This is a genomic window from Mesorhizobium sp. WSM4310, from assembly GCF_007003935.1.
In the GTDB taxonomy this organism is placed as follows: Bacteria; Pseudomonadota; Alphaproteobacteria; order Rhizobiales; family Rhizobiaceae; genus Mesorhizobium.
This window is the reverse complement of record NZ_VFTA01000001.1, coordinates 179,028-191,295: the sequence shown is the minus strand read 5'-3', so window position 1 is coordinate 191,295 and position 12,268 is coordinate 179,028. Positions and strand designations below refer to the sequence as shown.

Genomic DNA, 12,268 nt, shown 5'->3' with positions numbered 1-12,268 from the left:
TCTATCCTTTCACCGCGCCAAGCGAGAGGCCTTCGACGAGATAGCGCTGCGCATAGAGGGCGAGCGCCAGCGTCGGTGTGATCGAGAGCACGATGGCCGCCGAGATCTGGCCGTACTGGATGCCGGAGGAGGTGATGAAGGCAAGCGCGCCGACCGTCACCGGCTGCTTGTCGGCCGAGGCCAGCACCAGCGCGAAGACGAAATTGTTCCAGGCGAAGATGAAGGCGAGCAGGCCGGCGGCGGCGATGCCGGGACCGGCGAGCGGCAGCGCGATCTTGCGGAAGGTGGCGAACCAGGAATGGCCGCCGATGCGGTAGGCATATTCGATGTCGGCCGGAATATCCTCGAAATAGCCGCGCACGATCCACAGGATTAGCGGCAGGCAGATCAGCTGGTAGACCCAGATCAGGCCGACATAGGTGTTGGCGAGCCCGAGCTTCTGGAAATAGAGGGTGAGCGGCAGCAGCACCAGCAGCGCCGGCGCGAATTTGAACGACAGCAGTGTGAAGGCGATGTCCTCCGAGCCTCGGAATTTGTGGCGCGCGAAGGCATAGGCCGCCGGCACGCCGAGAAGCAGCGAGACCGCGACCGAGGTCACCGACAGGAACACCGAATTCCAGAGGTTGCGCATGAAGGCGATGTCGAGCGTGCCGGCGGCGGTCATCAGCTTGCCGGTGACCAGCGCGGTGTAGTTGGCGAGCGTCGGCTCGAAGATCAGCTGCGGCGGGATGCGCAGGATCGTCTCGTTGGTCTGGAACGACATCATGAAGATCCAGACGATCGGGAACATGAAGAAGATCACGACCAGCGTCAGGGCTATGCCGCGCAGGATGCGCTCGAGAAGCGAGGTGTGTTCCATCCCGGCCTCCTATGCCTGGCCACGGGCGCGTTCGCGCAGCCTGAGCCAGTTCTTGATGAAGATGTTGGAGAGGAAATAGGTGATCGCCCACAGGATGATCATCAGCGCCGCAGAGCGGCCGACATTGGTCGACTGGAAGAAGTTGAGATAGGCCTCGACCTGGAAGACGGTCAGCGTGTCGCCCGGCCCGCCTTGTGTCATCGCATAGATGATATCGAACTGCTGGATGGAATCGAGCAGCCGGAACAAAGTCGCCGTCAGGATGTAGGGCGTCAGCATCGGCAGTGTGATGCGGAAGAAGACGAAGCTTCGCGGCACGCCATCGAGCGCGGCCGCTTCGAAGGGCTGCGTCGGCAGGCTGCGCAGGCCCGCGAGCAGCAGGATCATGATGAAGGGCGTGTAGACCCAGATATCGACCAGCACCACCGTGAACAGCGCCGTCGACGGCGACGACGCCCAGCGGAAATCCTGCAGGCCGATGAGGCTAGCGACATAGCTGAGCACGCCGAAGCCGGGATTGGTCATCAGCTTCCACATCAGCGCGGCAAGTGCGGGCGCCGTCATCAGCGGCATCAACAGCATGATCGAGATGAAGTTGTTCAGCGTCGAGCGCTTCTGCAGCAGCAAGGCGATGGCGAGGCCGAGAAGCAGTTCCAGCACGACTGTGGTGCCGGCATAGAGCAGCGACACCTTGAGCGTGTTCCAGAATTTCGGGTCGGTGAAGAAGGAGATGTAGTTGTCGCCCCAGTTGAACTGCCGCGCCCAAGGCTGGCTCAGCCGATAGCGCTGGAAGGAATAGACGACCGAGGTGAGGAACGGGATCAGGATGCCGATGCAGACGAGCAACGCCGGCAGGCTGAGCACATAGGGCAGCACCCGCTTGCTGATCCTGAAGCCGGATGGCTTGGGCCTTTGCGATACCACCGCAGTCATCGAGTTGCTCCGTTGTTGCTGTCGCTTCGCCCTGCCGGCCGCCCAAGGGAGCAAGGCGACCGGTGGGGCGAATGGCGGCCACCTTCCGGCACCGCATCGCAAACGTGAAAAGGCGTGATGAGGGCCGGCCGGCCAGGCAGGCCGGCCCTCGTTGCGACTTAGCCGAGCCCGGCTTCCTTGAGCTGGCCGTTGATGCTTTCGGCGAGCTTGTCGAGGCCCTCGTCGACCGGCACTTCCTTGGCCACCATCTTCTGCAGCGTCGCCGCCCATTCGGTGGTGAGATCGAAGAACAGCGGCTGGGCGGTGAACTTGATCGAGGCGCCCGGCGCCGAGGCGTCGAACATCTCGACATAACCGGGATAGCTCTTGTTCAGCTTTTCGCGGAACATCTCGTCCTTCCAGACCGACTGGCGGACCGGATTGACGAAGTCCATCTTGGTCGCGCCGAAAAGCCCATGCTCCGGCCCGGAGGCCCATTGCATGAAATACCAGGTGGCGTCCTTGTCCTTCGAGAAATTGGACATCGCCAGCGACCAGATCCAGATGTTGGGTGTCGCCGCCTTGGCTGCCGGGTTGGCCTTGAAGCTTGCGAAGGCGAGCTTGCCGGCCATCTTGTTGTCGCCGCCGTTCATGAAGTAACCGAGGATATCGGCGTCGAAGATCATCGCCGAGGCGCCGGCACCGAGATCGGTGCCGACCTGATACCAGGTGTAGGTCGACCAGTCCTTGGGGCCGCTCTCCTGGATCATCTGAACCCACTGCTTGTGGAAAGCCTTGGACTGGGTGGTGTTCATAGCGGCCGACAATTTGCCGTCCGCCGAAACGTTGAGGTCCTTCTGGTCAAAATTGGCGTAGGCCGACAGGAAGCCCGGATGGATCGTCGCCCAGGAACGCGAGCCACGCACGCCGATGCCATAGACGCCGCCACCGACATCCTTGGTGAGCTTGGCCGCCGCGGCAACCATCTCGTCCATGTTGCCGGGAATGGTGACGCCGGCCTTGTCGAACATCGCCTTGTTGTAGGTGATGTTGTTCTGTTCGAAGCCCCACGGAATGCACCACTGCTTTGCATCATCCGAACCCAGCGCGCCGCCCGGCTTGCCATTCCAGGCACAGGAGTTCTTGACGCCGGGCAGGAAGTCGTCCCAGGCATAGTTCGGGTTGGTCTTGGCCGGATCCTTGATCCATTCATTGAGGTCGGTGATCCAGCCGGCAGGGCCATAGGTCCAGGTCATGTAGGCGCCGGTCATGAAGGCATCGTATTCGGGCGAGCTTGCCGAAAGAGCTGCCGTGACCTTGTCGAAATAGACGTCTTCCGGGAACACGTCATAGACAACGTTCATGCCGGTCAGCTTCTTGAAGTTTTCGAGATCGGCGATCATCGCATCGGCATAGGGATGCTTGTTGAGCAGGAGCTTGATGGTCTTGCCCTTATGCGCCTGCCAGTCGAAGTCGGCGGCAAGCGCGCGGGTCTGCCCAAGATTGAGCAGCGTGCCGGCGGTGCCGGCGGCAAGGCCCATGGCACCGAGGCCCTTGATCAGCCCGCGACGGTCGACTTGTCCGCGCAGGAAGGCATCAATGAGGTCTTTCTCTTTCTCATGCATTTCGTCTTCTCCTCCACAGGGTAGTTTCAACTGAAACTGATGCCGGCTACCCGACCGGCGTCTCTTCCACGAGCGATCGCGCCGTCCGCTCGTCTGTTATCAAGCCCTTGAGATAGCGGCCTTCGAGCACCGACTTGATGGCGCGAACCTTGATCTTGCCGCCGGCGACAGCGACGATCCGGCGGCTGGCAATGTCCTCGCGCGTCAAGGCCAGCGCCCGGTCGGAAACGGTCGTCGCCACCGCCTTGCCGGCCTCATCGAAGAAATGGCCGAGCAATTCGCCGACGCCGCCATTGCGGCGGATCTCCTCCATCTCGCCCTTTTCGATCATGCCGGTGGCAACCAGCGACGCCTCGCGTTCGGCGGTGCCGATGCCGGCGAACAACAGGTCGGCGGAGCGCGCGAGATCGAAGACCTCGCTGATGCCCTTCTGCCCGAGCAGGACGGTGCGGTCCTCGGCCGTGTTGGCGAACATCGGCACCGGCATGACATAGGCTTCGGCGCCCGTGCGTTCGGCCAGGCGGTGGATGACGTCATGCGGGTTGGCCGAGAATTTGCGCGTAAGGCCGCCCAGCAGCGAGACGAAGCGGATCTTGTCGGTCGAGGTGCGCGGCAGATATTCCACGCAGGCGGCAAGCGTGCGGCCATGGCCGACGCCGATCAGCGCTTCCTCGCCGCGCTCGATCTCGCGCTTGAGGAACTGCGCGCCGGCAATGCCGAGCGCCTTGAGCGGCAGATCCTCGGAATCGAAGTCCGGAACCACCTCGCAATAATCGAGGCCGTAGCGGCGGGACAGTTCGTCCTCGAGCTCGACGCATTCCGACACTTCGCCGTCGATATAGACCTTCACCAGCCCTTCCTGGTTGGCCTTGGTGATGAGGCGATGGGCCTTGAGGCTGGTCAGCCCCAGCCGCTTGGCGACCTCGGACTGGGTCAGGCCGCCGGCATAGTGAAGCCACGCGGCACGCGTCGCCATGCTGGTTTCGTCGTCGCGCAGGAGGCCGTTGCCGAACCCTACCATTTCCACCCTATGATATTTTTATCAGTTGCTGCAAAATTTTTCACAAGGCTTCGCCGGAGTCAAGCGCCGCCGTTCAAATCGCGCGGCGGCGTGGTCGATGGGCCGCGCGTTCGGCTGGAACCTCGAGGGGGCAAAACGGTTCTTCAGTTGAGGTTCAGGGTCGCAGCGCCGGCCGGAAGGAGCACGTCATGGGCAAGGATCGCGGCAGGCAGGGACCGGTTTTTTCCGGACAGGACGCAAGGCAGGGCGAAATCATCCTGCGCACCCGCGCGCAGCGAATCATCTTCATCGCCGGCCTGGTCGGTATCGTTGTCCTGGCACTGGTGCTGGGTTTCGCCGTCCGGTGACCGACACGCCAGGCTCGCCCCGAGGGCGTGAAGCATAGCGCCGCGAGGAACCATCGGTGCCGGGCGGTGTTGAAAATCCCGGGAATGGGGGGCGGAGCACGGAACGATGTTCGAACCGCTTTGCTGCGATATGCCGCTTCATCCGACCTGGCCCGATCTCGTCGCACGCCTCCTGCTTGTGCTGGCGGCAGGTTTCCTGATCGGTCTGAACAGGGAAGCGCGCGGCCACACCGCAGGGCTTCGGACGACCATCCTGGTCGGGCTTGCCGCCGCGGTTGCCATGATCCAGGCCAACTAGCTGCTCGATACGATGGGCAAGGGAGCGGACTCCTTCGCTCGCATGGATGTGTTGCGTTTTCCGCTTGGCGTGCTGACCGGCGTCGGCTTCATCGGCGGCGGCGCCATCCTCCGGCGCGGCGATCTCGTGACCGGCGTCACCACCGCCGCCACGATGTGGATCATGACGATGATCGGGCTTGCGTTTGGCGGCGGCCAGTTCGGCCTTGCCGCAATCACGACGCTGCTGACCCTGGTGACGCTTCAGGCGCTGAAATGGGTCGACCTCCGGATCCCGCGCGACCACCATGCGGTCCTGTCTGTCTCCTGGGCGAAGGAATCCCCGCCCGACCTTCAGGAGATGGTGCGCCCGCTTGGCTATGACGCGCGCCTTTCGATGATGGAGCACGACGCCGACCGCGACCGCTTCATCTACTCGTTCAATCTCGAATGGAAGCAGCCCGACGCGATCGAACCGTCGACGGAAATCCTGGCGCTGGTCGCCCGGCAATGCGAGATCGAACGGTTTGAGCTGATCGGCGAGAAAGCGTCCTGAAGAGGCGGCCAGCGCACTTACGCACCACGCAGGAACTCGATCACCATCGCCGCCGTCCATGTGAAACGGCCGCCGCCGAGCGGCTCGCCGGTCAGCGGATCGTAGTATTCGGCAAAGCCGCTTTCCCGGATGAGATCGAGGCTGGACTGAGTGATGCGCCGCGCCACTTGGCCGTGGCCGGCGGCGGTAAGCCCATCTGATATCATGTAGTTGACCACCAGCCAGACCGGACCGCGCCAATAGCGCTTGGCGTCGAAGCGCGGATCGCCTGGATCATGCGACGGCACGACATAGCGTGCCTTGCCGGCAAGCCGTTCGACGGTTGCGGCGATTGCGGCGGCACGAGGCTTGGGGATGGCCGCGAAGGCCGGCAGGAGGCCGCCCACCGACGCGCTGTCGATCAAATCGCCGGTGACGCGGTCGAGGCAGAGGTATTGGCCACGCGCCTCGCTCCACAGCCGTTCCATGGCCGCCAGGCCCTTTTGCGCGCGGGCACGGTTGGCGGCGGCAATTTCGGTCTCGCCGAGTGCCTCGGCGAGATCGGCAAGATCGGTCGCGGCACGGATCAGGATGGCGTTGAAGCCGGGATCGACGACCTGGAAGGGCGAGGCGTCATGCAGCCTGGCATTGTTCCAGCCAAGCCCGCGAAAATGCTGCACCAGCCAGATGTAGCGGTCATACTGCTCGCGCGTTGGCCGATGCGCCGGGTCGGCATGCAAGGTGTCGCGGCGCGTATAGGGCTCGACGCCGTCGGTCGGCACGCGCTCGAAGGCATCGTCCCAGTCAATGGAATTGTCGCGGCCGGACTCCCAGGGATGGATGATGGCGACCAGCCCCTCCCCCTTGGGGTCGCGGTTCTCATAGAACCAGCGGTGCCAGGCATCGATCTTCGGCAGCAATGCGCGAGCCCGCTCCGCCGCCAGTTTCTTGTCGTTCGCCCGGTCGAACAGCCGGCGCGCGGCAAAGCCGGCGACCGCCGGCTGGGTGATGCCGGATGTCGCTGTCGGACGGCCAGTCCGCCAGACTTCGGGGCCGGGAAAATAGCCGTCGTTCCAGACGTGAAAGACGATGTGCGGCACCATGCCGTCCGGCCACTGATGCGCGAACAAGGTCTCCATCTCGGTCCAGGCCCGCGCCTCGTCGTAATGGGCAAGGCCGAGCGCGGTCAGGCAGGAATCCCAATTCCACTGGAACGGGTAGAGATCCTTTGTCGGGATGGTGTAGGCGCCATGGTCGTTCTCCCTGAGCACCTCGACGGCGCGGGCGATGATGTCGGCATTGGCAGAAGAAGTCATGGGCGTTTCAGGGCTTTCGGTGTCAAAGGGCATTGGTGGTTTCGGGATCGAACCAGCGGATGCGGTCGGGTTTGGGCGCCAGGCGCAGATCGTCGCCGACCTGAACGCTGGCGTTGGAGTCCAGGATGGCGCGGAACAGGCCGCCCTCGACATCGCAGGTGACCAGCGTGTGCGGCCCGAGCGGCTCGATGACGCGCACCGTGGCGTGCAAACCCTCGCCGCCCGCGTCGACATCCTCGGGACGGATGGCGAATTCGAGCTTCGGCCTGTCCGAGCTGGGACCTGGCAGCGTCAGCCCGGCAACGGTCCAGCTGCCGTTCGCGGCCTTGGTCGCCGGGATAAAATTCATCGGCGGATTGCCGATGAAGGAGCCGACGAAACGCGCGGCCGGATTGCGGTAGACCTCGACCGGCGAGGCCGCCTGGACGATGCGGCCCTGATGCATGACGGCGATGCGGTCGGCGAGGCTCATCGCCTCGACCTGGTCGTGGGTGACATAGATGGTGGTGGTCTTCGATGCCGCCAGCACGCCCTTGAGTTCGGCGCGCATTTCCAGCCGCAGCAGCGCGTCGAGGTTCGACAGCGGCTCGTCCATCAGGATGACGTCGGGCTCCATGGCGAGCGCGCGGGCGACCGCGACACGCTGGCGCTGGCCGCCGGACAATTGGCCGGAATAGCGCTTCAGCAATTGCTCGATGTGCATGAGTTCGGCGGTGCGGTTGACGCGGCGCTCGACCTCCCGCTGCGGTAATTTCTTCATGCGCAGGCCGAAGGCGATGTTCTCGAACACGGTCAGATGCGGAAAGACGGCATAGTTCTGGAACACCATGGCGATGCCGCGCTCACGTGGCGGCAGATGGTCGACGCGGCGGCCGCCGATCCACACCTCGCCCTGGCTTGGGCGTTCCAGCCCGGCGACAATCCTGAGCAACGTGGTTTTGCCGCAGCCCGACGCGCCGAGCAGCACCATGAATTCCTGGTCAGATATTGTGAGGTCGACCTGATGCAGCGCGGTGAAGCCGCCGAAGCGCTTGGCCACGCCCTTGATCGCGATTTCAGCCATGGGCCGTCTCCGTGTAACGCATCATCGGTTGGCGATCCCCCACATGGCGAAAAGGTATTTGCGGACGGCGAAGATGAAGATCAGCGCCGGCACGACCAGCGCCGCCCCGCCGGCGAATTTGAGATAGAGCGGCGACTCGCCAAGGCTCTGCAGCAGGAAGGCGGTCAGCGTACGGTTTTCGATGGTGAGCACGGCAGCCGCGAACACCTCGTTCCAGGAGATGGTGAAGGCAAATACCGCCGATGCGGCTATGCCCGGCAGCGCCAGCGGCAGGATCACCTTGCGGAAGGCCTGCCAGCGCGTGCAGCCGAGCGTCCAGGCTGCTTCCTCCAGATCAACGGGAATGCCCGAAAACAGCGAGAAGGTGATCAGCACGGCGAACGGCAGCGCCAGTGTGGTGTGCACCAGCGCCAGCCCGATGGCGGTGTCGTCGAGGCCGGTGCGGATGAACATCACCGCCAGCGGCAGCGCCAGAAGCGGCAGCGGGAAGGCCCTGGTCATCAGCACCAGGAAGCGGAAGCTGCCCTTCCCCGGAAAATCGAAGCGCGACAGCGCGTAACCGGCCGGCGCGCCGAAACCGATGGCCAGGATCATCGTCAGCGTGGCGACAAGCACCGAATTCCACAGCGCCCTGGCAACGCCGGCGAAATTGATGAAGAACGAGAGGCTGCCGAGATCGAAGGACGGGAAGAAGCGCTTTGGGAAAGCCGTCACCTGATCGGGCGACGACAGCGCGTTGACGATCAGCAGATAGATCGGCAACAGCACCCAGACGCCAAGCAGGATGGCGGTGGCGATCAGCAGCCAGTCGCCGGCCTTGCGTGCGTCGGCGACGGCTGCGACCGGCGTCTCCGCAACGGCGCTCATATCCGGGCCTCCTTCATATCCGTGCCTCCTTGGGCACACGCAGCACCCTGAGGAAAAACAGCGTGAAGCCGATCGAGATGGCGAGGATGAGCAGCGCCGAGGCGGCGGCGACATTGCGGTCCTGCAGCGTGAACTGCCAGTTGTAGGTTTCGCCCATCAGCACCGGCAGATTGGTACCGCCGAGTGCCGCGACCACGGCGAAGACCTCGAAGGCGAGGATGACGCGCAGGATGATCGCCGTCTGCAGGCTGGGGCGCAGCAACGGCAGCGTGATGCGCACAAAGCGCTGCCACGGGCTTGCCCCGAACACCTCGGCCGCCTCGTAATATTCCTTGGGGATCAGGCCCATGCCGGCGACGAGGATGACCATCATGATTGCCGTGGCCCGCCAGATCTCCGCCAGCGCCACGGCGATGAAGATGGTCAGCTTGCTCTGGTAGCCGAGGAACATGACCGGCCTGTCGACGACCCCCAGGCTGGAAAGCAGCGTGTTGAGGAAGCCGGACTGGTCGAAGATGGCGAGCCAGATCAGGCCGGCGGCGAGGTCGGAAATGCCGAGCGGAATGGCGAAGACGTAAAGGGCTGCGCTGCGCCCGGTCTCCAGCCGCGACACGACGCTGGCCATCAGCAACGCCATGGTCAGTTGGATCGGCACGACGATCGCGGCAAGCAGCAAGGTGTTGCGCACCGTGGCGGGGAATTTCCAGCTGCCCGCCATGGTGCGGAAATTGTCGAGGGTGAAGGCGCCGTCGCGGGTCACCGCCTCGAAGGCGACGAGCGCGAATGGATAGAGGAAGAAGATGCACAGGAACAGCGTCGCCGGCATCAGCAGCAGATAGGGCAGAGCCTTGCCGTGCATGGTGTTTGTCCTTTGCGATGCCGCCGTGCCGCGGCCTGGGCGCCCGGAGTGCAACAAACCCCGGACGCCCCCTCGGGAGGATGTCTTATCGTTTGACCATGATCTTTTGCGAAAACCGGCTTCCACTTTTCGCTGACGCGGTCCTTCGGTTCGGGATCATGGTCCGCCTATTCCACCGGGCAAGCGCCCTGGGATGGCTTGTCGGGCGCCCAGCATGGCGCCTTCGCCTGGTCAATGATCGCCTTCAGGGCGGCCGCCTGCTGTTCGAGCACGCCGTGCACGTCCTCACCGCCGAGCACGATGCGCTCGAAGGAGTCGGTGTAGACCTGGTTGAACTTGCCGCCGAGGTCGCCGAGCCCCATCGGCAACAGCGCCGGCACTGCATCGGGAGCACCGGTCATGGTGGCGATGGCAGGGCCGAACGCCTTGACCGAGGCCGGCATGTCGTCGGGCAGCTTGACGTCGACGACGGGGAAGAAATTGGTCGCTTTGAGCGTCGCGATCTGTGTTTCCGGCTTCAGCATATAGGCGGCCAGCGCCTTGGCCTTCTCCTGGTCCGGCGAGGTCTTCGGAATGGCAATGCCGGCCACGACAGGCATGAAGCCGCGACCGGCGGGCCCGGCCGGCGCGGGAAAAGCGACAAACTGATCCGGCTTCTTGTTGAAGGCATCGGCGAGCCGCGCGACATGGTCGAACGCCACCCAGACTTCGCCCGAAAGCAGCGGCTCCTGCATGAAGGCATAGTTGGTCGAGTTCGGGTTGGTGTACTGCCACAATTCCTTGAACTTGTTCCACGCCGTCTCGGCCTCGGCCGAACGGAATTTCGTGACCATCGAACCGGTGTAGGACGGATAGAGAAAGCCTTCGAAGAAGCGATGCTTCAGTCCCTTGGGGCCAGCCGGAAAACCGAATTTCGGCGAGCCGGTCTTCTTGGCGATGTTCTTCGACCATTCGATCAGCTGGTCATAGGTGATGGTGTTGAGATCGGTGCCCGCCGGCAGATATTGCAGCGCCTGCTTGTTGGCCGCCATCAGGTAGGTGGCCTGCATCCAGGGCAGGTATTTCTGCTCGCCGGTGCCGAGCATGCCGAGCTTCTTGTAGGCCTCGTTGACCTTGACCCCGCCGACATCGACAGCCGACAGGTCGACAAGATTGGCGCCGACGGTGGAGAAATCGCCGTGCAGGCCGCCAAGCAGGCCGATCGTGCCGGAGCCGGCCTGCAATTCCGCCTGCAGGCGGGTGAGCCAGGGACCGTCCTCGGCAACCTGATAGTCGACCCCGCCTTCGAAGCCTTTCAGCACCTCGTCGCGCATCTTCTGCGTCTCCTCGACCGGGCGCGCCTGTGTCGACCAGAACAGCACCTGCTGAGCCTGGGCGCCACCGACGGCGATCGACAGCGCCAGCGCGGCACAAGCCAGTGTCTTCAATGCTCTCATCATGGTCTTCCTCCCTGGATATGCGCCGGCATTGCGGCGTCAGCTTCTTGTCCGTGGCGCCGGCCCATGGCTTGCCCGCGCTACCAGTGTCGGCCGGATCAGCCGCGTCAGCGGCTTGCCGGGTTTCTCGGCAATGACAGTGAGCAGCATGTCGGCGATCTCGCGCGCGCAGTGGCGGATCGAGGCGTCGAATGTGGTGAGGCCCGGCGGCGCATAGGCGGAGGCGGCGATGTTGTCGAAGCCGATAACGGACAGGTCGCGCGGCACACCGAGCCCCGCACGGGCGGCCTCCTCCATCACGGTCAGCGCCAGTTCGTCGAACAAAGCGACAATGGCCGTCGGCCTGTCGGGGCCTCGCAGCATCCGGTTGACGGCCTCGATGCGCGCCTCTTGGTCGAAGCGCGGCGCCGTGACCACGTCGAGCCGCACCGAGGGGTCGCCCCGCCGGGCGATGGCCGCGGCAAGGCCATCTTGCCTGAGATGGCGAAAGGTCATCGCTTCCGAGATCGTCACCAGGCCGAAATGGCGGTGGCCGAGATCATAGAGCATGTCAAAGGCTTCGCCGAAGGCGTGCGCGCCATCCGTGTCGAGCCAGTTGTAGCCAAAGTCGCTGTCGAGCAGCCGGCCGTGAGCGACGAACGGGAAGCCACGCTCGCGCAGATAGGCAAGGCGCTCGTCGGTCTCGGCAATGCGGGTGACGACGACGCCATCGGCGCGCCCCGATTCGACGACGTGGCGCAGCACCGACAGTTCGGAATGGCCAAGTGCGGCCGTGGCCAAAATGAGGTCGGCGCCATGCGAGACCAGCCCTTCGCCGAGCCCGGTGACGAATTCGCCCAGGAAGGAATCGACAAGATTGGGGCCGCGTATCGGCAGGACGAGGCCGACGAAACCGCTGCGACCCGAGACGAGCGTACGCGCCGCGGTGTTGGGCACATAGCCGGCCTGGCGCGCCGCCTGCGCGACGCGCTCACGCGTCTTCAGCGCGATCTGCTCATGGCCGGCAAGCGCCCGCGAAACCGTCGTGATCGACAGGTCGAGGCTTGCCGCAAGCTCCTTCAGCGTGATGACGCGGGTGGTCATCGATCCTCCCTCAGGCGAGTTTGAAACGTTTGTAATTGCCTTTTGCAAAAATGCAAACGTTTTAAATTT

At 64.0% G+C, this 12,268-nt stretch carries 11 protein-coding genes and 1 pseudogene; 2 read left to right on the top strand and 10 right to left on the bottom strand.

What is annotated here, in order from left to right; translation table 11 throughout:
• Window position 1: 1 nt before the first annotated feature.
• The 4 genes from FJV80_RS00900 to FJV80_RS00885 all read right to left on the bottom strand — a co-directional run bounded on the left by FJV80_RS00900 (window position 2) and on the right by FJV80_RS00885 (window position 4,417).
• Window positions 2-859, bottom strand: a complete 858-nt coding sequence (locus FJV80_RS00900) for a carbohydrate ABC transporter permease (RefSeq protein ID WP_095771171.1) — start codon at window positions 857-859, stop codon at window positions 2-4.
• 9 nt (window positions 860-868) lie between these two features.
• Entirely contained in the window at window positions 869-1,792 is a 924-nt protein-coding gene (locus FJV80_RS00895) for a sugar ABC transporter permease (RefSeq protein WP_095771172.1), read from the bottom strand.
• A gap of 158 nt (window positions 1,793-1,950) precedes the next feature.
• Window positions 1,951-3,396, bottom strand: a complete 1,446-nt coding sequence (locus FJV80_RS00890; protein WP_095771173.1) for an extracellular solute-binding protein — start codon at window positions 3,394-3,396, stop codon at window positions 1,951-1,953.
• Window positions 3,397-3,442: 46 nt separating this feature from the next.
• Window positions 3,443-4,417: a sugar-binding transcriptional regulator gene (locus FJV80_RS00885; protein WP_095198847.1), complete on the bottom strand. Its 975-nt coding sequence runs from the start codon at window positions 4,415-4,417 to the stop codon at window positions 3,443-3,445.
• Between the two features lie 188 nt (window positions 4,418-4,605).
• Between FJV80_RS00885 and FJV80_RS00880 the strand changes: the two genes are divergently transcribed.
• Window positions 4,606-4,764 carry a peptide ABC transporter permease gene (locus tag FJV80_RS00880; RefSeq protein ID WP_142875318.1) on the top strand — a complete coding sequence of 53 codons (159 nt, stop codon included), beginning with the start codon at window positions 4,606-4,608 and terminating at the stop codon, window positions 4,762-4,764.
• Between the two features lie 106 nt (window positions 4,765-4,870).
• Window positions 4,871-5,596 (top strand): annotated as a pseudogene (locus FJV80_RS00875) (MgtC/SapB family protein).
• Between the two features lie 17 nt (window positions 5,597-5,613).
• Here FJV80_RS00875 and FJV80_RS00870 read toward each other — a convergent pair.
• The 6 genes from FJV80_RS00870 to FJV80_RS00845 all read right to left on the bottom strand — a co-directional run bounded on the left by FJV80_RS00870 (window position 5,614) and on the right by FJV80_RS00845 (window position 12,199).
• The gene (locus tag FJV80_RS00870; protein WP_095786898.1) at window positions 5,614-6,891 is read right to left on the bottom strand and encodes a trehalase family glycosidase; all 1,278 of its coding nucleotides are present in this window, start codon (window positions 6,889-6,891) and stop codon (window positions 5,614-5,616) included.
• A 22-nt stretch (window positions 6,892-6,913) separates the two neighbouring features.
• Complete coding sequence (locus tag FJV80_RS00865) at window positions 6,914-7,954, bottom strand: ABC transporter ATP-binding protein (RefSeq protein ID WP_142875317.1); 1,041 nt, start codon at window positions 7,952-7,954, stop codon at window positions 6,914-6,916.
• Window positions 7,955-7,975: 21 nt separating this feature from the next.
• Entirely contained in the window at window positions 7,976-8,821 is an 846-nt protein-coding gene (locus tag FJV80_RS00860; protein ID WP_142875316.1) for a carbohydrate ABC transporter permease, read from the bottom strand.
• A gap of 13 nt (window positions 8,822-8,834) precedes the next feature.
• Window positions 8,835-9,680, bottom strand: a complete 846-nt coding sequence (locus FJV80_RS00855) for a sugar ABC transporter permease (RefSeq protein WP_142875315.1) — start codon at window positions 9,678-9,680, stop codon at window positions 8,835-8,837.
• A gap of 167 nt (window positions 9,681-9,847) precedes the next feature.
• On the bottom strand, window positions 9,848-11,119 hold the full coding sequence (locus FJV80_RS00850; RefSeq protein ID WP_142875314.1) for an ABC transporter substrate-binding protein: 1,272 nt from the start codon (window positions 11,117-11,119) through the stop codon (window positions 9,848-9,850).
• A 36-nt stretch (window positions 11,120-11,155) separates the two neighbouring features.
• Window positions 11,156-12,199: a substrate-binding domain-containing protein gene (locus FJV80_RS00845; protein ID WP_095786712.1), complete on the bottom strand. Its 1,044-nt coding sequence runs from the start codon at window positions 12,197-12,199 to the stop codon at window positions 11,156-11,158.
• Window positions 12,200-12,268: the final 69 nt, after the last annotated feature.